Genomic DNA, 23,914 nt, shown 5'->3' with positions numbered 1-23,914 from the left:
GCAATACTGTGCTTCGATGCCACTGAGTGCGTCGATGGGCGATGACTGAAGAGCGATGGCGATGAGCGATGACTGATGAGTGCGGAAGGTGAGGCCCGTGAAGGACTACCGGAGCGTCGCCGACGCGGTGGCCGCGGAGATCAGGGCGGGTCGGCTCAGGACGGGTGAACGGCTGCCCACCCAAAGGGAATTCGCCCGGCAGTACGGCATCGCGAATTCCACGGCCACCCGCGTCTATCAGGAGCTCGCACGCCGGGGCTTCACCGAGGGCCATGTGGGCCGCGGAACTTTCGTGCGCGACGCTTCAAGTGTGGCGGCCCCTGCCCCCGCGCTGTCCGAACCCGCCGACAGCCGGGTCGACTTGGAGCTGAACTATCCCGTGGTGCCCGAGCAGGCCGAGCTGCTCGCCGTCGGTCTGGGGAAGCTGCTGAGCCCGGGCCGGCTGGAGCCGGTGTTGCGCCCGGTCGGTGCGGCCGGTACCCGCGCCGCCCGCGATGGGGCGGCGGATCTGCTCGCCCGGGGCGGCTGGCGCCCCGATCCTGAGCGGATCCTGTTCGCCGGGAGCGGCCGGCAGGCGATCTCGGCGGTTGTCTCGGCGGTGACCCGGCCGGGCGCGCGGCTGGGCGTCGAGGAGCTGACGTACCCGGTGCTCAAGGCGATCGCCACCCGGCTCGGCGTCACTCTCGTGCCGCTCGCCATGGACGAGGCCGGGCTGATCCCGGAGGCGGTGGTGGAGGCGCACCGGGCCGGGCCGCTGCACGCCGTCTACGTACAGCCCGTCCTGCACAATCCGCTGTCGCTGACCATGCCCGCCGACCGGCTCGACCGCTTGGCCGATGTGCTGCTGACGTGCGGCATCCATGCGATCGAGGATGCCGTCTGGGCCTTCCTCCGGGACGATCTGCCGCCCCTCGCGTCGCGTGCGCCGGAGCGGACGGTCCTCGTCGACAGCCTGTCCAAGCGGCTTTCCCCAGGGCTCTCCCTGGGCTTCGCGGTGGCCCCCGCCGCCGTGTCGGGCGGGGTCGCGGCCGCACTGCGCTCGGGGGGCTGGACGCCCATGGGTTTCCCGCTGGAGGCGATGGCCCAGTGGCAGGCGGACGGCGTCGTGGAGACGCTCGTACGGGCCAAGCAGCGGCAGGCCGTGGAGCGGCAGGAGATCGCGCAGCGCCACCTCGGGGACTTCGTGACCCGCAGCGCGCCGGGGTCGTACTACCGCTGGTGGGAGCTGCCGCGTCCGTGGCGTGCCGACACCTTCGTGGCCGCCGCGGCGCGGCACGGCATCGCGGTCACCCCGGCTGCCGCGTTCTCCGTCGGCCGCCACCGCGGCTCGCACGCGATCCGGCTCGGTCTCGCCTCGCCCGCCGAGGAGACCCTCTCCCGGGCCCTCGCGACCCTGGCCGACCTGGCCAGGTCGGCCCCGGACGATCTCGCCCAGGACTGAGGGGCGGACGGGGAGCGGGGCCGGGCGGAGGGGCAGGCCAGAGGTAGGTTGTCTCAGGATGTGAGATGATTCCCTGTCAATTTTGAGGAGAAGTCGGCCGAATAGGGAATGACGCTGTTTGCGCTTTTCGTGCATCAGCCCCAGGCGGAGTCTTTTCGTGCCCGTTCTGCGTGGTGCGTGCGCTCCGAAAAGCAAGTGTGCGCAGCGCTGACGGTCCGATACATACCATCACCTTATCGATGTGATTGTTTCCATGTTTCACGGAGGGTGTTTCCCGTTTGTGAAATTTCCCGGGCGCGTTCCTGTGGATAACCCGGGCGGCGGTATCTCGATCGCTTTTGTTCGGGCGCATTTTTTGCGTCACGGCCATCCTTATGCATATTCAGGCGACGGTGCGAGCCTGCCTCCCGTCCCGACCACGAATTGCGGCAACACGAAGGATGCGCAGATGGCGTCAGAACCTGACAAAACGTCACTTAGCGAGGTACGCCTGAGCGAGGAGGTGCTGCGGCGCTACCGCGAGGCGCTGGAGGCGGGGACGATATCCGGTGATGTGCCCGCCTCCCTCGTACGCTCCGGTCTGCTCAGGCCGCTGCCCGGCCGGCGGGACGTGTACGTGCCCGTTCCCCCGGGGATCGCCGAATCGCTGCTGGCGCGCCATGTCGAGCGCGACATAGAGGAGCGCCGGAAATCCCTGGAAGTTCTACATTCATCTTTTCTCGCGGCGGAGGCCGTCTACCGAAAGGCCCAGCGCCGGGCCGAGCTGCCCATCGAGTCCCTGAACGGCGAAGAGGTGATCGGTGAGGCGCTGCGTAAGGCCGTCGGGTCCTGCAAGGAGGAGTTGCTGACCGCACAGCCCGGCGGCGGCCGGCCGCCCGCGCTGCTCGCCGAGGCCTTACCCCGCGATCTCGCGCTGCTGCGGAAGGGCGTACGGCAGCGCACCCTCTACCAGCACAGCGTCCGGTCCCACGCGCCCACCCTCGCCTACATCGAACAGGTCCTCGCCGAGGGCGCCCGGGTCCGTACCGTGGATGAGGTCTTCGAGCGCGTCATCATCTGCGACCGCTCCGTCGCCTTCATCCCGGGTACCGCGGAGCGCAAGAGCACCGCACTGGCGCTTCGCCATCCCGGGGTGGTCGAGTTCCTGGCCAAGATGTTCGACCACGCGTGGGAGCGCGCGGAGCCCGTCGCCATCAGCGTCGAACGGCACCGCCCCGACCTGCTCACCAGTTCCGTCCGCAGGACCGTGCTCCGCCTGGTCGTGACCGGCCACACCGACGAGTCCATCGCGTCCCGGCTGGGCATGAGCGCCCGCACCGTCTCCACCCACATCCGCAAGGTCTCCGAAGCGCTGGGCAGCCGCAGCAGGGCGGAGCTGGGCTATCTCCTCTCGCAGCGGCGGCTGCTCGAACAGGACAGTGCCCTCCCCGGGGAGGCCCCGGGCCCCCCGGCCCGCCAGCGTTGGCAGGCCGCGCGGGAGTCCTGCGGCTGACGTCAGCGCGGTTGCCGGCTGCGGGCGTTCACCTCGGCGAGCTGGGCGCTCAGCTGTTCGGCACGGCTGAGGGGCCGTACGTTCGCGGGGTCCGCCTCCCAGGGGCGCCCGCCGCCGAGCGGGCCGAGCCGGAGGAGGGCGCCCCGGTGGCCGAGCACCACCCCGACCCGGTCGCACCCGGCGTCATGGACGGCCGCCCCGACACCGGGGCCACCGCCCTCCCTCACCTGGCCAGCCCGTTCGTGATGGCGGTCGCCAACGCGTGGGCCACGGGGGCGGAGCACACCCCGAGGTGGACGAGGGCGTACCGGATCTCGCCCGCGTGCTCCGAGGCGTCCTCGCCGCCCTCGTCGTCCTCGCGCACGGTGTCGGCCCACGGCGTACGGACATCCATGGCGGGAAGCTGGATACCGGCCCGGGTGAGGGCGGTGGCCAGCGCGTCCCGCGCGTCCATTGCCTCCTTCACCTTGGCGGCACCGGAGTTGAACGTGGCGCTCTGCGGCGTACGGCGGGGGAGCGGCGGCTTGGACGACATGGCGTCCTCCTTCGGCTGATGTTGCACGGAACCGGCGCCCCGGCCGCCCGGCCTGAACTACCGTGCGTGAGGGGCTCATTACGAGAATGGCCTGGCCAGGAGTGCCGTCCGGGGGAATCCGGGCGCAGCTTCCCGGCCGGGAGAGCTACGTTCCACACGTTCCACGGAGGACGCGATGCCGACGAGGCGAGCGGTCACGGGCCGCAGCAGGGAACCACGCGCACGCTTCGCGGAGGAGCTACGACTCCTGCGCACGGCACGCGGTCACAGCCTGCGGGAGCTGGGCGAACGGCTGGGCTGGGACTGGTCGCTGTTCGGCAAGATGGAGAAGGGTGAGACCGTCGGCGGCCCGGAGGTGGTCCAGGCGCTGGACGTCCATTACGGGACGCCGGGGCTGCTGCTGGCCCTCTGGGAGCTGGCCGTCAGCGACAAGACCCAGTTCAAGGAGCGGTACCGGCGGTACATGGCGCTGGAGGCCGACGCGGTGAGTCTGTGGCACTTCGCGGTGAGCGTGTTGCCGGGGTTGTTGCAGACGCCTGCGTATGCGCGGGAGGTGTTATCGGCCGGTGGGCTCAAGGGAGAGGCGCTGGACCAGCAGGTTGAAGCGCGGATGGGGCGGCGGGAGCTGCTTGCCGGTGAGGATGCGCCACAGTTCCGGACCATCCTGTCGGAGGCGGTGTTGCGGACGTCGCTGCGCGATCCGCAGGGGTGGAGGCAGCAGTTGGAGTATCTGTTGGAGCTCGGTGAAAGGGATGACGTGACCCTGCAGGTGGCACCGTTCAGTGCGGGTTTGCACGGCCTCACGAACGCTGACGTCATGTTCCTCCGCCTGCCCGATGGGCGTACCGTGGCGTATGCCGAGAACGGGTACAGGGGCGAACTCATCGAGGACTCTGTAACGGTTGAGCGGCTGCAACGTGCGTACGATTCGGTACGCGACCTGGCTCTTTCACCAGCCGAGTCGCGGAGGTTCATTCTGCGCATCCTGGAGGAAGTACGTGCGAGCCCTTGATCTGAACGCAGCCACTTGGCGCAGGAGCAGCTACAGCAACCAGGACGGCGGCCAGTGCCTTGAGGTCGCGGACGACTTCGCCCCCGCCGTCCCGGTCCGGGACAGCAAGAACCCGCACGGCCCGGCGCTCACGTTCGCAGCCGCCGGCTGGACGTCGTTCGTCTCTGCGGTCAAGAGCGGCGACCTGACCGCCTGATCCGACGCCGGTACGCGATGGCCCCCGCTGACACGCTCAGCGGGGGCCATCGTCGTACCCCCGCCGAGTCGGCCCTGTTCTCGTATAGCTACGGCGAACGGACAAGTAGCCCTGTGTGACTGCTGTGGTCGTCGTTGTCCGCTCGGCTGTCGACGCAGGGGCCGACGAAGGTCACCGTGTCGGTGTCGACTCGATCGGCGTGCGGCTGCATCGCTCTCGGGATCAGGGCGAGGGCCCGGGCGGGCGGACCGGAGAACGTGTCCACGTTCGTGGTGGTCGCATCGCAGTCGGCGAGCCACCGTGCGAACCTGTCCCGGTACGCGTCGGCGCCGGGCAGTTTCCTCAGATGCGCCGCGACTTCCTCCTGGTAGCCGTCCCAGCCGACGAACGTCGGGGACAGCTGCACCAGGGGACGGCCCTGGGCTTCGCCGAGGGCGCGCGCGGCATAGGCGCCGATGTCGTAGAGGTACAAATCGGCCGGATCATGATCGTAGGCGGCGCGCAGTTGCGGGAGCGCTTGGACGGCGTCGTCGAGGAAGAGGCTCGCCGCGGCGATGGGATCGGCAGGCCAGTCGTTGTCCGCGACGGGCAACGTGGAGGTGCAGGGCACCAGCTCCGCGTCGGCGGACTCGATCTGGTCGGCCACGAACGGGTCGTTGGCGTAGGTGACCCGGTGCCCGCGGGCCACCAGCTCACGGATGAGAGCGAGGCTGGGCAGGACATGGCTGACGACGGGGACGCCGACCATCGCGATATGGGCACGGCGACGGGACATGGGCGATCACTCGTTTCCGGCGCGGAACGGGTGCGGGCGGTGTGGCGAGGACGCGATGTCAGGGCTGGTCGATCTGCGCGGCGGCCTCCTCCAGGTCGGCGACGGTCCCCGACATGATCGTCCGTACATGCCTGGTGATGGACTGCACGGGCCAGTCCCACCACGCCACCGCGAGGAGCCGGGCGATGTCCGCGGCGTCGTAGCGGGTGCGGATGAGCCGGGCCGGGTTGCCGCCGACGATGCCGTAGTCGGGGACGTCGCCGGTGACCACGGCGCCGGCGGCGATGATCGCGCCGTGGCCGATCCGTACGCCGGGCATGACTGTGGCGCCGTGCCCGAACCACACGTCGTTGCCGACGACCGTGTCGCCCCGGCCGGGCAGGTCGGTGATCAGGTCGAAGTGCTCCGCCCAAGAGCCCCCCATCGTGGGGAACGGGAAGGTGGAAGGGCCGTCCATACGGTGGTTGGCGCCGTTCATGATGAACCGGGTGCCCGTCCCCAGCGCGCAGTACTTGCCGATGACAAGCCGCTCGGGACCGTAGTGGTAGAGAACGTTGCGCGTCTCGAACGCGGTCGGGTCGTCCGGATCGTCGTAGTAGGAGAAGTCACCGACCTCGATCAACGGCGACTTCACCAACGGCTTGAGCAGAACCACGCGCGGGTGCTCGGGCATCGGGTGGAGCACGGTGGGGTCAGCGGGAACGGGAGGCATTGCGGAAGCGGTTCCTCTCTGGTGAACCTGGAGCGACAATTGTCGCGTTAAGATGCTGGCACAGTCCTGCCGCCTTGATCAACCGGATACTGATTGCCGATGACAGACCCACCGGACACGACGTCGGACCGCCGCCCGGGCGGTCGCACCGCCCGCATCCGCGCCCAGGTTCTCGATGCTGTACGCGCCGAACTCGCTGACGGCGGTCACGAAGGACTCACGATGGAGGGTGTCGCGACGCGGGCCGGAGTGCACCGCGCCACGGTCTACCGGCGTTGGCGCGATGTCGGCGGCCTACTCGTCGACGTCATCGACGCCGCCGGCGAGATCGACTGGCAGCCGCCGGACACCGGCTCCCTGCGCGGCGATCTGACGGCCCTCAACCAGGAGATCCAGGAATCCCTGGTCGTGCAGCCGTCGCTCGCCGTCGCCCTGATGGCCGCCTCGTTCCACTCCGGACAGGCTGCGCGGGCTCAGACTCAGTTGTGGACGGACCGGTACGCCCAGTGCGAGATCCTCGTCGAGCGCGCCATCGAGCGCGGTGAACTCCCCGCACAGCACACAGACGCGCGGAGCCTGTTGATCGCCGCCACGGCACCGCTCTACCACCAGCTGGTGCTCCTGCGTGCCGATCCGGACCCGCAACTCCCGGAACGGGCCGCGGAGGCGGCCGTCCTGGCGGCTGCTGCGGGCGCCTTCTCCGTCCGTCGGGAAGAGAGCGTGTGATCGAGGAGACAGGGAACGAACGCAAGCGCAATCAAGGGCGCCACAAGACCTGGATCACGGTCCGGTAGCCCTGGTTCGGGCACCAGGGAGCACATAGCCGCGAGGCCAGCTTTCGAGGGCTCACCTACGGTGGCGGACGGCCGGGTCGCGGTCGGCTACGTGCCTGGCGACCGCGTCCACACCGGGGCGGGCGTACCGCTCCAGGGAGCGGACGGAGGCGTGACGGGGAGCGGGCCGGCGGCATCGGGGTGGAGGTGCCACCCTCGGCGTCGTGGGTGAGCGCACTGTGGCGGAGCCGGTGCAGGGTCCAGCCGTCCAGGTCCTCGATGTCCCCGAGCACCACGTAGCGCTACGCGTCCGTTCGCCGTAGCTGTACGAGAACAGGGCCGAGTCGAAAGTCCCGCCGGGCGCCTTCTCAAATGCAGTGCTGTGTGAAATTGTACTGTCGCACAGCACCTTGCGTGTTCATGTCAAGCTCATGAACGGGCAGGGTCTCGATCCGCCATCCCCACCCACCCTCATCCCCCACACCCGTCCCGGGTGAGCCTTAAGAGGAGGCCGCTGGTGAGACCAGCATCGATGCGCAGACGCGCCGCGACCTTAGCCGCGTTGGCACTCTGCATGTGCCTGGGTACGACCTCGTTCGCCGCCCCGTCGTTCGCGTCTGCCCCGCAGTTCCAGGAGTCCCAGGAGTCCCCGCAGTCTGCGCAGGCTCCGGTAGCCGCCACGGCCCCGGCGGCCGCCGACGGCACACCCGAGCCCGACCACGTACGCGCCTCCGCGCTGCCCGTCGACGAGCGGGGTCCGGCCCCGGCGTCCGACGCCGCACGTCAGCAGGACTATGACGAGCCCGCCGAGGGCCCCGGCGCCGCCCCGGCCGCCGCCTGTGACCCGGCGGACTTCACCTCGCGTACCGGCAGCGCCCTCGTCCAGCAGATCAAGGCGTCCGACACGGCGTGCGTCAACACGCTCTTCGGCCTCACCGGTGAGAACGCGCGCCTCGCCTTCCGGGAGGCGCAGATGGTGACGGTGGCGTCCGCGCTGCGCGATGCCTCGGCCGCCTACCCGGGCAACGGGTCGACCGGCGTACCGCAGTTGGTGCTCTACCTGCGGGCCGGGTACTACGTGCAGTGGTACAACGAGCCGGCCGTCGGCCCGTACGGACCGGCGCTCACCACCGCGATACGGTCCGGGCTCGACGCCTTCTTTGCCTCCCCGCGCTCCCGTGACGTCACCGACGCCAACGGCGAGGCGCTCTCCGAAGCCGTCATCCTCATCGACAGCTCCCAGGAGAACGCCCGCTACCTACTCGTCGTCAACCGCCTGCTCACCGGCTACGACACCTCGTACAACGCGCTCTGGAACATGCGAGCCGCCGTCAACAACACCTTTACCGTGCTGTTCCGGGGGCACCAACTCCCGGCTTTCGTCGCGGCCGTCACCGCGGACCGGTCCACCGCCGACACGGTCCACTCCTTCGCCTCCCGCAACCTCGCCCTGCTCGGCACCGACCATGCGTTCCTCGTCACCAACGCGGGCCGCGAACTCGCCCGTTTCCTGTCGTACGAGGCGCTGCGCGCCGGGGTGCGCCCGCAGGTCAAGGGGCTCCTCGACCGGACGTCCATCACCGGGGTGACCGCACCCCTGTGGGTGGGCCTGGCCGAGTCGGCCAACTACTACGACACGGGCAACTGCGCCTACTTCGCGACCTGCGACCTCCCCGCCCGACTCGACCGGGCCGCTCTGCCGGTCCGGCACGATTGCAGCGGCAGCCTGCGCATCCGCGCCCAGGAGATGTCGGCCGCCCAACTCGCCTCCACCTGCGCCAGCCTGGCCGGTCAGGACGCCTTCTTCCACGGCCTCGCCCGTGATAGCGGGCCGGTGGCCGGTGACCTCAACACCCGCCTCGAAGTCGTCGTCTACAACTCCAGCGACGACTACGGGACCTACGCGGGCGCCATGTTCGGCATCGACACGAACAACGGCGGCATGTACCTGGAGGGCGACCCGTCCGCCGTCGGCAACCAAGCGCGCTTCATCGCCTACGAGGCCGAGTGGCTGAGGCCGGACTTCCAGATCTGGAACCTCAACCACGAGTACACCCACTACCTCGACGGCCGCTTCACCATGGCCGGTGACTTCGCCGACGGCATGACCACCCCGACCGTCTGGTGGGTCGAAGGATTCGCGGAGTACGTCTCCTACTCCTACCGCCGACTCACCTACGACGCCGCCATCGCCGAGGCAGGCAAGCGCACTTACCCCCTCAGCACCCTGTTCGACACCACCTACGACAACAGCGACAGCACCCGGATCTACCGCTGGGGCTACCTCGCGGTCCGCTACATGGTCCAGTCCCACCGCGCGGACCTGGACACCGTCCTCCGCCACTACCGCGCCGGGAACTGGACCGCCGCCCGCACCCACCTCAAGACCACCATCGGCACGCGTTACGACGCCGGCTGGAACGCCTGGCTCACCGCCTGCGCCGCAGGCGACTGCGGTGAAGCCACGAACCCGCCCGATCCGACCGACCCGACCGATCCGACCGATCCGCCGGACCTGCCCGAGTGCACTCTCCCCGAGCGGACCCGGCTCGACCGCAACTGCGCACGCTCCGGTGTCTCGGCCCGGGCCGGTGACTACGCCTACCTCACCCTCTATGTGCCCGCCGGGACAACGAAGTTGCGCCTCAGTACCCATGGCGGGACGGGCAACGCCGACCTGTACCACCGGGCCGGTTCCTGGCCGTCGAAGACCGACTTCACCCACCGGTCCGCCAAACCCGGCAACGCCGAGACCGTGACCGTGAACAACCCCACCCCAGGGTGGAACTACGTCTCCATCGCCGCTGAACAGGCGGTGTCGGGGCTCGTGGTCTCCGCGGAGTTCTGACCCGGCACCACCCGGTGCCGACGACCCGCTCCCGCCCCCTTGGGAGCGGGTCTTGGCAGCCGCTGCGTCATGTGACATGTTACTGCCGTGCTCAAGGGAGAGTCCGTGGATCTCGTCGTGATCGGCGCCGGAGTCGTGGGTGCCGCATGCGCCTACTACGCCGCTGAGGCCGGTCTGTCCGTGGCCGTGGTCGACCGGGGGCCGGTCGCGGGCGGCACGAGCGGTTCGGGTGAGGGAAACCTCCTCGTCTCGGACAAGGAGCCAGGCCCCGAGCTGGAGTTGGCGCGGGCGTCGCTCCGACTCTGGAGTCAGCTCGCACAAGTTCTGCCCTCCGATATCGAGTTCGAGGCCAAGGGTGGTCTCGTCGTCGCCGAAGACGGTGAACAGCTCGCACCGTTACGGGAGTTCGCGGCGGCGCAGGCCCGGTCCGGGGTCGCGGTGGAGGAAGTGGGCCCCGGTGGTCTCCACGACCGGGAGCCCCACCTCGCGCCCGGCCTCGCCGGAGGGTTCCACTACCCGGAGGACGCCCAGGTGCAGCCCGCCCGGGCCGCCGCCCGCCTCCTGGAGGCAGCAAGGCGGGCGGGGGCGCGGCTCTTCCTGGGGGAGGAGGTCACAGCCGTCACGACCACCCCGGAAGGCCGGGTGAGCGGGGTGCGGACCGCGCGCCGCCGGCTGCTGACCGGAGCGGTCGTGAACGCGGCCGGCACCTGGGCGGACCGGGTCGCGGAGCTGGCGGGCTCCCATCTCCCCGTCCAGCCGCGACGGGGCTTCGTCCTCGTCACCGAACCCCTGCCCCCGCTGATCCGCCACAAGGTGTACGCGGCCGGGTACGTCGCCGATGTGGCCAGCGGGGACGCGGAGTTGCAGACCTCGCCCGTCGTGGAGGGCACGCCCGCCGGGCCCGTCCTCATCGGCGCGAGCCGGGAACGGGTGGGGTACGACCGCCAGATCTCCGCCGAGGCCGTGCGCAGGCTGGCCGCAGGGGCGACCGGGCTCTTTCCGGTGCTCGCACAGGTGCGCATCCTCCGGGTCTACTGCGGCTTCCGCCCGTACCTGCCCGACCATCTGCCGGCCATCGGCCCCGACCCGTACGTCCCCGGCCTCTACCACGCCTGCGGTCACGAGGGTGCCGGGATCGGCCTCGCCCCGGCGACGGGGCTGGCCATCGCCCGGCAACTGACCGGCGCGGCAACGGATGTCGACGTCGGCCCGTTCGACCCGGGGCGGCTGACGGAAGCCGCCGGAGCGCGTCCGGGGCGCGGCAGTTGACGTAGGCCCGTCCCCGCACGGGGCTTCCGGCACCAGTTCGTGTCCGAGCACCAGTTCGCGTACGAGAGAGGGGAAGGCAGTCCATGCGCCACCGAGCCGAACCGCCGCCCGCCGAAGCCGGGCTGCCCGTGCGCTTCGCCTTTGACGGCCGAGCCCTCGCCGCCCGCCAGGGACAGAGCATCGCGGGCGCCCTCTGGGGCCACGGCATCCTCGCCTGGCGCACCACGCGCGGCGGCGGACGGCCGCGAGGAGCGTTCTGCGGTATGGGCGTCTGCTTCGACTGCCTGGTCACCGTCAACGGAACGCCCGGTCAACGCGCCTGCCTGGTGAGGGTGTCTGAAGGCGATGTGGTCACCTCGCAGGAAGGGCACGGTCGTGACGAGCTCGCCATCTGACGGCAGGCACGGGAGCCGTGGCCCCGCCCCGGGCGGATACGACCTGGCGGTCATCGGCGCCGGGCCCGCCGGCCTGGCCGCCGCCGTCACCGCGGCCGACGGCGGCCTGCGTGTCGTGCTGATCGACGCATCGGAACGCCCGGGCGGCCAGTTCTTCCGCCATGCCGCCCCCGGCCTCGCCCCCAGGAACAAGCCCGTCCACCACAAGCGGGCCACCTTCGCCGCGCTCTCCGCCCGCCTGGCGGCCCACGTGCGCGGAGGGAGGATCACCCATCTCCCGCGACACCACGTCTGGACGGCCGAGGAGGGCGGCCCGGCGGCGGGCTCCGGGCGCTGGACGCTCCGCCACGTTCCGGTCGACGGCGCCCCAGCCGCCCCTGCCCCCACACCCGCAGACGGCACCCGGGTCACGACGGCCCGCTTCCTCCTCCTCGCGACCGGCGCCTACGAGCGCCAACTCCCCTTCCCCGGCTGGACCCTGCCCGGTGTGGTCGCCGCCGGCGGGGCCCAGGCGATCCTCAAGGACTCCGGCGCCCTCCCCGGCCGGCGCATCGTCGTGGCCGGCAGCGGACCGCTCCTGCTTGCCGTAGCCGTCTCCCTGGCGGAGGCGGGCGCCTGCATCCCCGTCCTGGCCGAGGCCGCCTCGTACACCGGCTATGCCTCCCGTCCCGGCGTGCTCGCCCGCAATCCGGCGAAGGCGGTCGAGGGGGTCCGGCTCGCGGCGGATCTCCTGCGGTACCGGATCAGGGTGCGCACCCGCAGTGCGGTCGTCCGGGCGCACGGTACGGACCGGGTCGAGGCGGTCACCCTCGCGACCCTCGACCGGGGCTGGCGGCCGGTGGCCGGGACCGAGGTGCGTATCGCCTGCGACGCGCTCGCCGTCGGCCACGGCCTCGTCCCGCAGCTCGAACTGGCCGTCGCCCTCGGCTGTGCCCTGCGCACCGCACTGGACGGGACGCCCGCCATCGAGGTCGACGGCCAACAGCGCACCGACATCGACGGGTTGTGGGCGGCCGGTGAACCGACCGGCGTGGGCGGCGTCGAACTCGCCCTGCTGGAAGGCAGGTCGGCAGCCCGGAGCGTGGCGGCAGCCTTCCACGGAAGCGGAAGCGGAAGTGGAACCGGAAGCGGACGCGACGCCCGAGCCCGCGCGGCCACCGCCCGCCGACGCCGCTTCGCCGACCTCATGGCGACGGTCCACCGCCCGGGCGCCCACTGGCCGCAGTGGATCACCGAGAACACCGAAGTGTGCCGCTGCGAGGAGGTCACCGCCCACGACCTGCGCCAGGCGCGCGAGTTGGGCGCCCGGGACGCGCGGACCGCCAAGCTCCTCACCCGGGCGGGCATGGGCTGGTGCCAGGGGCGGATGTGTGAGACGGCCGTCACCTGCCTCGTGGCCGACGCGGCCGACGGCGACGGCTCCGCCCCACTCGTCCCGGCCCGCCGACCGCTCTCCTGCCCGGTCTCCCTCCAGGACCTCCAGGACCTCGCGGACTCCACCCCGTCCGCCGACGCGGGTCCCACGGCCACCCCGGGAACCTCAGCCCCCTGACGTCCACCATCACGAACACCGCCCGATGAGCAGAGGAGTTCACCTGTGCCCCGCACCAGTACCCGCACCCACCCCTGGCACGGCGTCATGGTCGCCACCACCCTCCCCTTCCGCGCAGACCTCTCCGTCGACCACGACGCCTTCGCCGACCACGTCCGCTCGCTCATCGACGCCGGCTGCGACGGCGTCGTACCGAACGGGTCCCTCGGCGAGTACCAGACCCTCACCGACGACGAGCGCCGCCGGGTGGTCGAGACCGCCGTCGAAGCGGCGGGGGACGGGGCCCGGGTGATGCCGGGTGTCTCCGCCTACGGCAGCGCGGAGGCCCGGCGCTGGGCCGAGCAGGCGGCGGACGCGGGAGCCGGTTCCGTACTCCTGCTGCCGCCCAACGTCTACCGGGCCGACGAGGCCGCCGTACGCGCCCACTACGCCGAGGTCGCCCGTGCCGGGCTGCCCGTGGTGGCGTACAACAACCCGTACGACACCCGGGTCGACCTCACCCCGGCCCTGCTGGCGCAGCTCCACGAGGCGGGGGACATCGTCGCCGTGAAGGAGTTCACCGGCGATGTGCGCCGGGCCTGGGAGATCGTCGAGCGCGCCCCCGGGCTCGACCTGCTGATCGGCGCCGACGACGTCCTGCTGGAGCTCGCCGTGGCGGGGGCCGTCGGCTGGATCGCCGGATTCCCCAACGCGCTCCCCGGCTCCTGCACCGCCCTCTACCGCGCGGCGGTCGCCGGTGACCTGGACACCGCCGTACCCCTGTACCGGAAGCTGCACCCGCTGCTGCGCTGGGACTCCAGGACGGAGTTCGTCCAGGCGATCAAGGCATCCCAGGACGTGGTGGCCGAGGGCAGCGGCGGACCCTGCCGGCCCCCCCGTACCCCGCTCGCCCCTCAAGTCGAGGCAACCGTAAGGGCGTTGACCGAGAAGCTGCTTGCCGAAGGCCTCGACTGAGACAGCAGCGCTCGCCCCATTCGGAGAAGCCCCCGCCCCACCACGAAGGAGCCGCACCGTGCGCAGCCGCCGCACCATCCACACCGTGGAATCCCACACCGAGGGCATGCCGACCCGCGTCGTCACCGGCGGCATCGGAACCGTGCCCGGGGCCACCATGGGGGAGAGGCGCACCTACTTCCAGGAGCACCTCGACCACCTGCGCACCTGGCTGATGTACGAGCCGCGCGGTCACGCCGCGATGAGCGGGGCGATCCTCCAGCCGCCCACCCGGCCCGACGCCGACTGGGGGGTGCTGTTCATCGAGGTGTCGGGGCTGCTGCCGATGTGCGGCCACGGCACCATCGGCGTCGCCACCGTCCTCGTGGAGACCGGCATGGTGACCGTCACCGAACCCGTCACCACGGTCCGGCTGGACACCCCCGCCGGGCTGGTCGTCGCCGAGGTGCGCGTGGAGGACGGCGCGGCCACCGCCGTGACCCTGCGCAACGTCCCGTCCTTCACCGCCGCCCTCGACCGCCGCGTCGAGATCCCCGGGTACGGCACGGTCACCTACGACCTCGCCTACGGCGGCAACTTCTACGCGATCCTCCCCCTCGCCCGCCTGGGCCTCCCCTTCGACCGCGCACGCAAGGACGACATCCTGCGGGCCGGGCTGGACATGATGGCGGCCATCAACGCCACGGAACCGCCCGTGCATCCCGAGGACACGTCGATCACCGGCTGCCACCACGTCCAGCTCCTGGCGCCCGGTTCGACCGCCGCGCACTCCCGCCACGCCATGGCCATCCACCCGGGGTGGTTCGACCGTTCCCCCTGCGGCACCGGCACCTCCGCGCGCATGGCCCAGCTCCACGCCCGGGGTGAACTGCCCCTGCACCGCGACTTCGTGAACGAGTCCTTCCTCGGTACGGCGTTCACCGGCCGGCTCGTGGAGGAGTGCCGGGTGGCGGGGGAGCCGGCGGTCGTCCCGACGATCACCGGGCGCGCCTGGATCACCGGGACCGCGCAGTTCCACCACGACCCGAGCGATCCGTTCCCGGACGGCTTCCTGCTGTAGAGAATCCCGAACTCCCGTCGGGTAACGTGACATTGCACCGAAGAAGCCCGAAGCCCGAAGCCCCAAGTCCCGAAGCTCCAAGTCTCGGAGGACACCGTGGTCACCCTGCAATCGCGCAAACTCGTGTCCCCCACGGAGAACCTGCGCGACCAGGTGGCCCACGCCCTGCGCGCCGCGCTCATCGCGGGGGAGATCAAGCCCGGCGGCGTCTACTCGGCCCCCGCCCTCGCCGCCGAGTTCGGGGTCTCGCCCACACCCGTGCGCGAGGCGATGCTGGACCTCGCCCACGAAGGGCTTGTCGAGGTCGTACGTAACAAGGGCTTCCGGGTGACGGAGATGACCGAGCGGGATCTCGACGAGTACACGGAGATCCGTACGCTCATCGAGGTGCCCACCGTCGGCAAGGTGGTGCGGACCGCCACCCGGGACCAGCTCGAAGCCCTGCGGCCCGGAGCCGAGGCCATCGTGGCTGCGGCCCGGGGGCACGACCTCATCGGCTACCTGGACGCCGACCGCCGCTTCCACCTCGACCTGCTCGCCCTCGGCGGCAACCGTCACCTCGTCTCGGTCGTCGGCGACCTCCGCAAGCGGTCCCGGCTGTACGGTCTCACCGAGCTCGACGAGGCCGGGGTGCTCGTCGACTCCGCCGAGGAGCATGTGACGCTGCTCGACCTGATGATCGCCCAGGACGCCGAGGCGGCGGAGGCCCTGATGCGCCACCACCTGGAGCACGTACGGACCCTCTGGGCCAGCCGCCCGCAGCCGGAGAAGCGCAGCGCGCTCACCCTGCGCCGGGGGTGAGTCGCGCCGTCGGTCAGCGGCAGAGCAGGGCCGCCTTGAGGTCCAGCTTGTGGTCGAGGCGGGCCAGGTCGCGGCCGGTGAGCAGCTCCACGCGCTGGATGCGGTAGTGCACGGTGTTGACGTGCAGATGCAGGGCCTCCGCCGTCCGCGCCCAGGACCCGTTGTGCGTCAGGAAGGTGTCGAGGGTGTCCAGGAGCATGCGGTGGGAGGGGTTCGTGGCGTCGGCGAGCGGGCCCAGCGCATGGATGCCGAAGGCCGTCCGTACGTCGGTGGGGACGCCCGCGAGCAGGGCGTTCAGGGTCGTGAGGTCGTCGATCGCGGTGAGGTTCGCGCTCCCCGCCCGCGCCGCCGCCGTCAGTGCGTAACGGGCCTGCACCAGCGCCCCGTTGAGCTCGGCAGGCGTCACGGCCGTGGTGCTGATGCCTCCGTACGGAAGCACGGCTGCGTCGCAGGCATGCAGCGTGGGCCAGAGCTCCTTGAGGGCCGGGACCACGTCCTCCGGCGAACCGGAATCCGTCGCGATCACCGCTGCCGCCCGGCCTCCGGCCAGGCTCCCCATCACGGACCGGTGGCCCGTCAGATGGCGCAGAACCTCCCCCAGAGCCTCCGCCGCATCGCTCCCAGCCGCGCCCAGGGAGACCTCCACCACCGTGTACGGCCCGTGCTCCGGCAGACCACAGGCGCGCAAGGCCGCCGCGACCGCCGCAGAGCGGGAACCGGAACCGGAGCTGGACCCCGAACCGGACCCCGACCCGGAGCCCGGTGTGTCCAGTCCCAGTAGCCCCAGCAGCCCCAGCAGCTCCGCAGCGGCACCGCACGCCGCTGCCTCGCGCCGCAGCACCCCCCGCCGGTACTGGGCGAACACCTCGGCTATCTCGTGCAGCATCCGCGGCGGCACCTCCACCGCCCCCGGCAGATGCAGGAACCACTGCCCGTACGCGGACGCGTCCGGGTCCACGCGCAGTGCGGCCTTCAACCGCCCCGCCGCCTCCGCCGCCGACAGGGCCGGGGCGCCCGGCGTACGGGCGATCGTGCGCCCGGTGGCACTGAGCACGTAACACGGCGGGGTCCCCAGCCGGTCCACAGCGCGGGCGAGCAGCGTGTCCGGGTCCGCGCCGTCCGCGAGGAGGCGGCTGAGCTCGCCCCGTACGTTCTCGGGCAGCGCGTAAGGGTCGGCCGCCGGCCGCCGGCTGAGGTCTCCCCACTGCCGCAGGTACACGGTGTCGGTGATCGCCCGGAAGGAGGTGTGCACCGGCACGGAGAACAGCGCGATCCCGTGGCGGCGGCAGGCGTCGACCAGGACCTCCGGCACCGTCCCGTGCGTCTCCTCGCCCGCCAGCAGCGCGGCCGCACCGGCATCCCGCAGCGCCGCGACGAACCGGTCCGCCGTCCCCTCCTCGTCCGCCGCGCTCCACCACACCAGACCGCTGAGCACGATCTCGCCCCGCTGGAGGAAGCGCCCCGGGTCCTCCAGATCGGTCGCGGTCACCCCGCTGATCTCCCGCGCGAGGAGCGGCGGCCCGCCCCAGAGCAGGGTGAGGTCCAGGGACTCCAGCCGGAGGAGGTCTTCGACGTGCATGGGCGGTCTCCTTGCAGGGCTGCCGGGCACCACACCCGGCATCTCACATTCACGAGGCCAATGCGAGTCACTGCATCGTAAATGCAAGCCTGAAGAGGGCAAACACCTCTTGGTTGATCCTCCAGTGTTACGTCTGGGGCCTAGTGTATTTCCGTACGGTGAACCAGTCGTGCGGGCCCCTGTCGCGGGGCTTCACTGGCGGGCATGGACCTCAACACGGTGCTCGATGTGCGGGACGCCCGCAGCCCCGTTCCCTGGCGGCCGGGCGACGCCTGGCTCGGCGGGGGCACCTACCTCTTCTCCGAGCCGCAGCCGCAGCTGCGCCGGCTGGTGGACCTGAGCCGGATGGGCTGGGAGCCGGTGCGCGAGCTGCCGGACGGCTCGCTGGAGCTCGCGGCGACCTGCACGATCGCTCAGCTCTCCCGGTTCGGGAAGGTTTGGCGCGCGCCGGCGGCTCCCCTCGTCGAGCAGTGCTGCCGGGCCTTCCTCGCCTCGTTCAAGATCTGGAACATGGCGACCGTCGGCGGCAACCTCTGCAATGCCCTGCCCGCCGGGCCGATGATCTCGCTCACCGCCGCCCTGGACGGCACCTGCCTGCTCCGCGCCCAGGGCGGCTCGCTGCGCCGCGTGAAGGTGGCGGACTTCGTGACCGGCGCGGGCCGCAGGGGCCTGGCCGAGGGCGAACTCCTGCGCTCGGTCACCCTGTCCGCCCGCGCCCTGGCTTCCCGTACGGCGTTCCGCCAGGCGTCCCTGTACGGGCTCGGGCGCTCGGGGGCGCTGGTCATCGGGGTCCTGGACCCGGTCGACGGGTCGCTGGCCGTGACGGTGAGCGCGGCGACGGTCCGGCCGTTCCGCTTCTGGTTCCCGCTGCCACCGGACCGGGACACGCTCCACGACGCGATCGACTCCACGATCGCCGCAGGCGACTGGTTCGACGACATCCACGGACTGCCCGCGTGGCGGCGGCACATGGCGCTCCGCTTCGCGGAGGAGATCCGCCACGAACTGACGTCAGGGACAGAAGCTTCGGGGGAGACGGCATGAGCTACGGAATCCACATCAACGGTCGCCCCTTCGAGGACGAGCCCCGTGCCGGCCAGTGCCTGCGCACCTACCTCCGCGAGCGCGGCTGGTTCGGCGTGAAGAAGGGCTGCGACGCCGGGGACTGCGGCGCGTGCACGGTCCACGTCGACGGGGAGCCGGTGCACAGCTGTATCTACCCCGCCGTACGGGCCGAGGGGCGAGCCGTCACCACGGTGGAGGGGCTGGCGGACGAGGACGGCGAACTCCACCCCGTACAGCAGAAGTTCCTCGATGCGCAGGGGTTCCAGTGCGGCTTCTGCACCGCCGGGTACCTGATGACCACGGCCGCCCTCGACACCGAGCAACTGGCCGACCTGCCCCGGGCGTTCAAGGGCAACATCTGCCGCTGCACCGGCTACCGGGCCATCGAGGACGCGGTGCGCGGCGTACGGCACACCGAGGAGCCGGACGCCGGGCGGGCCGTCGGCCGCAACCTGGGCGCCCCGGCCGGCCCCCAGGTGGTGACGGGCACCGCGCGGTACACCTTCGACCTCGACGTCCCCGGTCTCCTCCACATGAAGCTCCTGCGCTCCCCGCACCCGCACGCCCGCATCCTCGCCATCGACACGGCCGCCGCCCTGCGCGTCCCCGGCGTCCACCTGGTCCTCACCCACGACGACGCCCCGGAACGGCTCTACTCCACCGCCCGCCACGAGCACCCCACCGAAGACCCCGACGACACAAAGCTGTTGGACGACACCGTCCGCTACATCGGCCAGCGCGTCGCCGCCGTGGTCGCCGACAGCGAGGCGGCGGCCGAGGAAGGGTGCCGCCGCATCGAGGTGACGTACGAGCAACTCCCGTACGTCACCGACCCGGAGGAGGCGATGGCCCCCGGCGCCCCGGTCGTCCACGACAAGGGACCCGAGTCACGCATCGCCCGCCCCGAGAACAACGTCGTCGGTGAAGTCCACGGCGAGATCGGCTCGGTGGAGGAGGGGTTCGCGTCGGCCGACGTCGTGTACGAGGAGACCTTCCGCACCCAGCGCGTCCAGCACGCCAGCCTGGAGACGCACGGCGCGGTCGCCTGGTACGAGACCGGGGAGGACGGCGAGGAACGCCTCACCGTGCGCTCCAGCACCCAGACCCCCTTCCTCACCCGCCGCGCCCTTTGCGCCCTGTTCGACCTGGAGTTGAAGCAGGTACGGGTGCTGGCGGGCCGGGTCGGCGGCGGCTTCGGCGGAAAGCAGGAGATGATCGTCGAGGACATCGTGGCGCTCGCCGTGATGCGGCTGCGCCGCCCGGTCAAGCTGGAGTACACCCGCGCCGAGCAGTTCTACGGGGCGACCACGCGCCACCCCTTCACCATCGGCGTCCGCGCGGGCGCCCGGTCGGACGGCACGCTCACCGCGCTCCAGGTGCGGGTGGTGTCCAACACGGGTGCGTACGGCAACCACGGCCCGGCCGTGATGTTCCACAGCGTCGGCGAGTCGATGGCCGTCTACCGTGCCCCGCACAAGAAGGTGAACGCCTACTCCGTCTACACCAACTCCGTTCCCGCGGGCGCCTTCCGGGGCTACGGCCTCGGTCAGGTCGTCTTCGCGGTCGAGTCGGCGATGGACGAACTGGCCCGGCGCACGGGCGTGGACCCCCTGGTCTTCCGGGAGTTGAACATCATCGGCCCCGGCGAGCACATGATCAGCCCCGGCGGCGAGGAGGAGGACCTGGAGATCGCCAGCTACGGCCTCGACCAGTGCCTCCAGGTCGTACGGGACGCGATCGCGGAGTACGGGGGCGGGCCCGGTTCCCCGGCCGGTTCCGGGTCCGGTTCTCCGGCCGGTTCCGGGGCCGGGGGCGACGTGCCGGACGGGTGGCTCGTCGGCCAGGGCACCGGGATGTCGATGATCGCCACCGGCCCGCCCGGCGGCCACTTCGCGGACGCCACGGTGAAGCTGCTCCAGGACGGAACGTACGACATCGCCGTCGGTACCGCCGAGTTCGGCAACGGCACCACGACCGTCCACAAACAGATCACCGCAGGTGCTCTCTCCACGACCGTCGACCGGATCGCGATCCGCCAGTCGGACACGGACGTGGTCCGGCACGATACGGGCGCCTTCGGCTCGGCGGGCACGGTGGTGGCGGGCAAGGCGGTGATGAAGGCCGCCGACGCCCTCGCCGTACAGCTCCTGGATTTCGCGGCGGAGTATCTGGGAGCGGCGGCGCCGGGGGAGTGCCGGCTGACGGCGGACGCGGTGGAGTGCGCCGGGCGCGTGGTCAGCCTGAAGGAGCTGTTCCAGGCCGCCCGCGCGGCCGGGCGCGAGCTGTCGGCGGACGGGCACTGGGGCGGCTCGCCACGCTCGGTGGCGTTCAACGCGCAGTGGTTCCGGCTGGCGGTGGATCCCGGCACGGGCGAGATCCGCATCCTGCGCAGCGTCCACGCCGCCGACGCGGGCAAGGTGATGAACCCGATGCAGTGCCGGGGGCAGGTGGAGGGCGGGGTGGCGCAGGCGCTCGGCGCGACCCTCTTCGAGAACGTACGGCTCGACGAGCGCGGTGAGGTGACCACGGCCGCGTTCCGCCGCTACCGGCTGCCGCAGTACGCCGATGTGCCGCGTACCGAGGTGCACTTCATGGAGACCTCGGACGCGATCGGCCCGCTGGGCGCGAAGTCGATGAGCGAGAGCCCGTTCAACCCGGTCGCCCCGGCCTTCGCCAACGCGCTGCGCGATGCCACGGGCATCAGGTTCACCGAGCTGCCGCTGACGCGGGACCGGGTGTGGCTGGCGCTCCACGAGGCCGGGAAGGGCTGACGATCACTTCCGGAGGGCGGGGCGACGGCCGGTCGGCCGGAACACGCGCCCCCGGCAGGTCCGGCGTCGCGCAGCGGGGCGGAAGGTCGGGGGTGAGCAGCGATCGTGCCTGAGTCATGGGTCCCACCTGCCTCGCCGGTGGGAGTCCGGATGGGCTCCCACCAGTGATTCGGAGCCGTACGGCAAGGGGATTGGCCGCTGCCCGCAGGGGCAGGCTCGCGCCGGAGCTCAGCCCACGTCGAGGATCTTGCCCATCAGCCGGGTCAGGGTCCGGCGCTCGGCCGCCGTGAGGGCACCGAAGGCCCGGTCCAGCAGGTGCGGTACCCCGCTCTCCGCCTCCTCCAGCACCGGCGCGGCGTCCGGCGTCAGCGTCACCGCGTAGGCCCGGCGGTCCCGGGGGTGGCGCTCGCGCCGTACGAGACCGGAGTCCTCCAGCCCGTCGATGCACCCCACCATCACGCTGCGGTCGATCCGCAGCTGCTCGCTGAGCTCCTGCTGCGAACAGGGGCCCACATCGCTGAGCATCTTCAGCACCAGGTGCTGGGCCATGGTGAGCCGCCGCCCGGCCAGCTCCTCGTCCAGCGCGCGGGTCACCAGCGTCGTCGCCCGGCAGAGGGCGACGTCGGGCCGTTCCTGCGCCAGCTTGGCGAAGTACCGGTCACGTCCGCCGGCTTCCGGCTCCCGGCTGGGCGAGGTGAGGCGGGCAGGCTGTGGGGCGGCCATGGCTGTTCCTCCTGGGTGCGGGACGGCGGGCGCCACCCGGCGTCGCGGGACGGTCCGGCTCCAGAACGTTTCCGCCCACCGTTTTCGTCCCCAGCCTAGCGCCGCGCCGGAGGGGCTGACCGGTGGCCGAGTCCGGGCGCACGGCCGAGGAGCAGGGTAATGCGTTCGCAAGATTGTTGGCCACAAGATGATTTTTCCTGATACGTTTGCGTGCATGCCGACCGACGCCACTCCCGCTCCGCCGCAGCCCTCCGTTGAGCAGCTCGCCCCGGACGATCCCTTCCTCTCCTTCGACGGCATCACCGGCTGGAGCCGGGAGGGCGGCGCTGATGGCCTGCTACCGCTCCGGATCCCCCTGGAGCGGCTCGGCACCACCCTGTCCGCCAACCTCGCGCGGCTGGCCCGTACTACGGCCGGGGTCCGCTTCGCGCTCCGTACCGACGCCGCCTCCATCGAGCTGGAGATGGAGAACGGCACCGGCGGCTCGCCCCTGGACGTCCGGGTCGACGGACTCCTCGCCCATCGCTGGACGGGCGGGCCGGGCCGCCACCGGATCGCCTTCGCGCTGCCCGCCGGCGGTGCGCGCCCGGCGGAGGTGGAGGTCTGGCTGCCGCACCTGGACGCCACTCGGATCGCGTCGGTCTCCCTGAGCGGCCACCGCTCGCCCCCGCTCCCGGTGGACCGGCCGGGCGCCCGCTGGGTGGTGTACGGGAGCTCCATCGTCCACTGCATGTTCGCCGCGGGCCCCTCGGAGACCTGGCCCGCCCTCGTGGCGGCCGACCGCGGATGGCGGCTGCGGAACCTGGGGCTCGCGGGGGAGGCCTACCTCGACCCCGCCCTCGCGCGGACGATCCGGGACACGCCGGCGGACCTGATCACCTTGGAGCTGGGCATCAACGCCTACCTCCGGGGCGGGTTCACCGCACGGACCTGGGGACCGGCGGTCTGCGGCTTCGTGGAGACCGTCCGCGACGGCCACCCGGGCACCCCGGTCGTGGTGCTCACCTCGCTCGCCGCGCCCGGACGCGAACAGGCCGTCAACCAGGCGGGGATGACGCTGGTGGAGACCCGGGCGGCGACCGCCGGAGCGGTACGCGTCCTCCAGCGGCTCGGGGACCGGGCCCTGCACCTGGTGGACGGGCTCACCGTCGTCCCCGTCGAGGAGGCCGGGCGGGTGTACGCCGACGGCCTCCACCCCACGGCCGAGGGCGAGTACGTCCTCGCCGACCGGATCGGCGCGGCGCTGGAGAAGATCCCACTGAGCTGAGCTGAGGTGACGCCCCGCCCGCCTACCAGCCGTCCCAGTGCGCGATCTCGTCCACGTCCGTCCGGGGCCCGGGCCGGAAGTCCGTACCGATCGTGTGCGCCACCGGGATCAACGCGGCCTGGAGCACGGTCTCGTACGGGATGGAGAGCAGCTCGGCCGCCTCTCGCTCGTAGTGCAGGTGCGGGGTCGTCCACGCGGTGCCGAGCCCCCGGGAGCGGGCGGCCAGCATGAACTGCCAGACCGCCGGGAGGACGGAGCCCCAGGTGTTCGCCTGCCCCACGTGCGAGGCGTTCTCGTGCCGCCCCTGGACCCGGATGCACGGCACCAGCAGCACCGGCACCTCGTGCAGATGGTCGAACAGGTACTGGGCGCTCTCCGCGATCCGCCGGCCGCGCCCCGGATCGCCCCGGTCCACCCCGTCCCGTACGACCTGCTGACGCGGTCGCGTGAGGCCCAGCCGGTACAGGTCCGCGAGGGCCGCGCGCTTGGCGGGGTCCGTCACCAGGACGAAGTCCCAGCGCTGCCGGTTGCGGCCGGTGGGGGCCTGGGTGGCGAGCCGCAGGCACTCCTCGATCAGGGCGCGTTCCACGGGCCGGTCCAGGTCGAGGCGTCTGCGGACCGCCCGGGTGGTGGTCAGGACCTCGTCGGCGGTCAGGTCGAGCGGGGGCATGGATCTCCGTCCGTACGGCGTTCG

The 23,914-nt window shown here is 71.7% G+C and carries 21 protein-coding genes and 1 pseudogene; 15 read left to right on the top strand and 7 right to left on the bottom strand.

Annotated elements, in window-relative coordinates; all coding sequences use genetic code 11:
* The first annotated feature begins 97 nt into the window (after positions 1–97).
* Together R2B67_RS06740 and R2B67_RS06735 are read left to right on the top strand one after the other, a co-directional pair.
* Positions 98–1,441 (top strand): aminotransferase-like domain-containing protein, encoded by a 1,344-nt coding sequence (locus R2B67_RS06740; RefSeq protein WP_317816881.1) that lies wholly within the window; start codon positions 98–100, stop codon positions 1,439–1,441.
* Positions 1,442–1,889: 448 nt separating this feature from the next.
* Entirely contained in the window at positions 1,890–2,933 is a 1,044-nt protein-coding gene (locus R2B67_RS06735; protein ID WP_317816880.1) for a LuxR C-terminal-related transcriptional regulator, read from the top strand.
* 2 nt (positions 2,934–2,935) lie between these two features.
* Here the strand turns inward: R2B67_RS06735 and R2B67_RS06730 are convergent, their stop codons facing one another.
* Complete coding sequence (locus R2B67_RS06730) at positions 2,936–3,160, bottom strand: hypothetical protein (protein WP_317816879.1); 225 nt, start codon at positions 3,158–3,160, stop codon at positions 2,936–2,938.
* The gene (locus R2B67_RS06725) at positions 3,157–3,468 is read right to left on the bottom strand and encodes a hypothetical protein (RefSeq protein WP_317816878.1); all 312 of its coding nucleotides are present in this window, start codon (positions 3,466–3,468) and stop codon (positions 3,157–3,159) included. The genes R2B67_RS06730 and R2B67_RS06725 overlap by 4 nt, the downstream gene beginning before the upstream one ends.
* Before the next feature lie 175 nt (positions 3,469–3,643).
* Between R2B67_RS06725 and R2B67_RS06720 the strand changes: the two genes are divergently transcribed.
* Both R2B67_RS06720 and R2B67_RS06715 read left to right on the top strand, forming a co-directional pair.
* A complete protein-coding gene (locus R2B67_RS06720; RefSeq protein ID WP_317816877.1) occupies positions 3,644–4,480 on the top strand; it encodes a helix-turn-helix domain-containing protein in 837 nt (278 codons plus the stop codon).
* Positions 4,467–4,676 (top strand): DUF397 domain-containing protein, encoded by a 210-nt coding sequence (locus tag R2B67_RS06715; RefSeq protein WP_317816876.1) that lies wholly within the window; start codon positions 4,467–4,469, stop codon positions 4,674–4,676. The genes R2B67_RS06720 and R2B67_RS06715 overlap by 14 nt, the downstream gene beginning before the upstream one ends.
* Before the next feature lie 130 nt (positions 4,677–4,806).
* On the opposite strand, the pseudogene R2B67_RS06710 reads toward R2B67_RS06715, so the two are convergent.
* Together R2B67_RS06710 and R2B67_RS06705 are read right to left on the bottom strand one after the other, a co-directional pair.
* Positions 4,807–5,451 (bottom strand): annotated as a pseudogene (locus R2B67_RS06710) (glycosyl transferase); the annotation flags it as partial.
* A gap of 58 nt (positions 5,452–5,509) precedes the next feature.
* Positions 5,510–6,163 (bottom strand): CatB-related O-acetyltransferase, encoded by a 654-nt coding sequence (locus tag R2B67_RS06705; protein ID WP_317816875.1) that lies wholly within the window; start codon positions 6,161–6,163, stop codon positions 5,510–5,512.
* Between the two features lie 99 nt (positions 6,164–6,262).
* Here R2B67_RS06705 and R2B67_RS06700 point away from each other — a divergent pair, with 99 nt between their 5' ends.
* The 8 genes from R2B67_RS06700 to R2B67_RS06665 all read left to right on the top strand — a co-directional run bounded on the left by R2B67_RS06700 (position 6,263) and on the right by R2B67_RS06665 (position 15,815).
* Positions 6,263–6,889 carry a TetR/AcrR family transcriptional regulator gene (locus tag R2B67_RS06700; protein WP_317816874.1) on the top strand — a complete coding sequence of 209 codons (627 nt, stop codon included), beginning with the start codon at positions 6,263–6,265 and terminating at the stop codon, positions 6,887–6,889.
* A gap of 621 nt (positions 6,890–7,510) precedes the next feature.
* Entirely contained in the window at positions 7,511–9,784 is a 2,274-nt protein-coding gene (locus R2B67_RS06695; protein WP_455679986.1) for a M9 family metallopeptidase, read from the top strand.
* 105 nt (positions 9,785–9,889) lie between these two features.
* Positions 9,890–11,053 (top strand): NAD(P)/FAD-dependent oxidoreductase, encoded by a 1,164-nt coding sequence (locus R2B67_RS06690; RefSeq protein WP_317816873.1) that lies wholly within the window; start codon positions 9,890–9,892, stop codon positions 11,051–11,053.
* 83 nt (positions 11,054–11,136) lie between these two features.
* Positions 11,137–11,448 (top strand): (2Fe-2S)-binding protein, encoded by a 312-nt coding sequence (locus R2B67_RS06685; RefSeq protein WP_317816872.1) that lies wholly within the window; start codon positions 11,137–11,139, stop codon positions 11,446–11,448.
* Complete coding sequence (locus R2B67_RS06680; RefSeq protein ID WP_317816871.1) at positions 11,429–13,000, top strand: FAD/NAD(P)-dependent oxidoreductase; 1,572 nt, start codon at positions 11,429–11,431, stop codon at positions 12,998–13,000. The genes R2B67_RS06685 and R2B67_RS06680 overlap by 20 nt, the downstream gene beginning before the upstream one ends.
* 87 nt (positions 13,001–13,087) lie before the next feature.
* Positions 13,088–13,954 carry a dihydrodipicolinate synthase family protein gene (locus R2B67_RS06675; protein WP_317824789.1) on the top strand — a complete coding sequence of 289 codons (867 nt, stop codon included), beginning with the start codon at positions 13,088–13,090 and terminating at the stop codon, positions 13,952–13,954.
* A 58-nt stretch (positions 13,955–14,012) separates the two neighbouring features.
* Positions 14,013–15,014 carry a proline racemase family protein gene (locus R2B67_RS06670; RefSeq protein WP_317816870.1) on the top strand — a complete coding sequence of 334 codons (1,002 nt, stop codon included), beginning with the start codon at positions 14,013–14,015 and terminating at the stop codon, positions 15,012–15,014.
* A 96-nt stretch (positions 15,015–15,110) separates the two neighbouring features.
* Positions 15,111–15,815 carry a GntR family transcriptional regulator gene (locus R2B67_RS06665; protein ID WP_161263978.1) on the top strand — a complete coding sequence of 235 codons (705 nt, stop codon included), beginning with the start codon at positions 15,111–15,113 and terminating at the stop codon, positions 15,813–15,815.
* A gap of 13 nt (positions 15,816–15,828) precedes the next feature.
* Here the strand turns inward: R2B67_RS06665 and R2B67_RS06660 are convergent, their stop codons facing one another.
* The gene (locus R2B67_RS06660; protein ID WP_317816869.1) at positions 15,829–17,394 is read right to left on the bottom strand and encodes a helix-turn-helix domain-containing protein; all 1,566 of its coding nucleotides are present in this window, start codon (positions 17,392–17,394) and stop codon (positions 15,829–15,831) included.
* A gap of 204 nt (positions 17,395–17,598) precedes the next feature.
* On the opposite strand from R2B67_RS06660, the gene R2B67_RS06655 reads away from it, so the two are divergent.
* Both R2B67_RS06655 and R2B67_RS06650 read left to right on the top strand, forming a co-directional pair.
* The gene (locus tag R2B67_RS06655; RefSeq protein ID WP_317816868.1) at positions 17,599–18,438 is read left to right on the top strand and encodes an FAD binding domain-containing protein; all 840 of its coding nucleotides are present in this window, start codon (positions 17,599–17,601) and stop codon (positions 18,436–18,438) included.
* Positions 18,435–21,230, top strand: a complete 2,796-nt coding sequence (locus R2B67_RS06650) for a molybdopterin-dependent oxidoreductase (RefSeq protein WP_317816867.1) — start codon at positions 18,435–18,437, stop codon at positions 21,228–21,230. Before R2B67_RS06655 ends, R2B67_RS06650 begins: the two co-directional genes overlap by 4 nt.
* A gap of 228 nt (positions 21,231–21,458) precedes the next feature.
* On the opposite strand, the gene R2B67_RS06645 is transcribed toward R2B67_RS06650, so the two are convergent.
* Complete coding sequence (locus R2B67_RS06645; RefSeq protein WP_317816866.1) at positions 21,459–21,953, bottom strand: MarR family winged helix-turn-helix transcriptional regulator; 495 nt, start codon at positions 21,951–21,953, stop codon at positions 21,459–21,461.
* A gap of 214 nt (positions 21,954–22,167) precedes the next feature.
* Here R2B67_RS06645 and R2B67_RS06640 point away from each other — a divergent pair, with 214 nt between their 5' ends.
* Positions 22,168–23,220, top strand: coding sequence for a GDSL-type esterase/lipase family protein (locus R2B67_RS06640; protein ID WP_317816865.1), 1,053 nt, complete (start codon positions 22,168–22,170; stop codon positions 23,218–23,220).
* Positions 23,221–23,242: 22 nt separating this feature from the next.
* Here the strand turns inward: R2B67_RS06640 and R2B67_RS06635 are convergent, their stop codons facing one another.
* The gene (locus tag R2B67_RS06635) at positions 23,243–23,890 is read right to left on the bottom strand and encodes a nitroreductase family protein (RefSeq protein ID WP_317816864.1); all 648 of its coding nucleotides are present in this window, start codon (positions 23,888–23,890) and stop codon (positions 23,243–23,245) included.
* Positions 23,891–23,914 lie beyond the last annotated feature (24 nt).

Source organism: Streptomyces cyaneofuscatus (genome assembly GCF_033109485.1).
GTDB lineage: Bacteria > Actinomycetota > Actinomycetes > Streptomycetales > Streptomycetaceae > Streptomyces > Streptomyces cyaneofuscatus.
Note: the sequence above shows the minus strand (reverse complement) of the source record. Positions and strands in the feature narration are given on the sequence as shown.

Bases quoted from the DNA above. Each gene is read 5' to 3' on its own strand.
- R2B67_RS06735 (WP_317816880.1), top strand. From the start codon at position 1,890: ATGGCGTCAGAACCTGACAAAACGTCACTTAGCGAGGTACGCCTGAGC.
- R2B67_RS06725 (WP_317816878.1), bottom strand. From the start codon at position 3,468: ATGTCGTCCAAGCCGCCGCTCCCCCGCCGTACGCCGCAGAGCGCCACG.
- R2B67_RS06720 (WP_317816877.1), top strand. From the start codon at position 3,644: ATGCCGACGAGGCGAGCGGTCACGGGCCGCAGCAGGGAACCACGCGCA.
- R2B67_RS06705 (WP_317816875.1), bottom strand. From the start codon at position 6,163: ATGCCTCCCGTTCCCGCTGACCCCACCGTGCTCCACCCGATGCCCGAG.
- R2B67_RS06700 (WP_317816874.1), top strand. From the start codon at position 6,263: ATGACAGACCCACCGGACACGACGTCGGACCGCCGCCCGGGCGGTCGC.
- R2B67_RS06695 (WP_455679986.1), top strand. From the start codon at position 7,511: ATGTGCCTGGGTACGACCTCGTTCGCCGCCCCGTCGTTCGCGTCTGCC.
- R2B67_RS06685 (WP_317816872.1), top strand. From the start codon at position 11,137: ATGCGCCACCGAGCCGAACCGCCGCCCGCCGAAGCCGGGCTGCCCGTG.
- R2B67_RS06675 (WP_317824789.1), top strand. From the start codon at position 13,088: ATGGTCGCCACCACCCTCCCCTTCCGCGCAGACCTCTCCGTCGACCAC.
- R2B67_RS06660 (WP_317816869.1), bottom strand. From the start codon at position 17,394: ATGCACGTCGAAGACCTCCTCCGGCTGGAGTCCCTGGACCTCACCCTG.
- R2B67_RS06655 (WP_317816868.1), top strand. From the start codon at position 17,599: ATGGACCTCAACACGGTGCTCGATGTGCGGGACGCCCGCAGCCCCGTT.
- R2B67_RS06650 (WP_317816867.1), top strand. From the start codon at position 18,435: ATGAGCTACGGAATCCACATCAACGGTCGCCCCTTCGAGGACGAGCCC.
- R2B67_RS06645 (WP_317816866.1), bottom strand. From the start codon at position 21,953: ATGGCCGCCCCACAGCCTGCCCGCCTCACCTCGCCCAGCCGGGAGCCG.
- R2B67_RS06640 (WP_317816865.1), top strand. From the start codon at position 22,168: ATGCCGACCGACGCCACTCCCGCTCCGCCGCAGCCCTCCGTTGAGCAG.
- R2B67_RS06635 (WP_317816864.1), bottom strand. From the start codon at position 23,890: ATGCCCCCGCTCGACCTGACCGCCGACGAGGTCCTGACCACCACCCGG.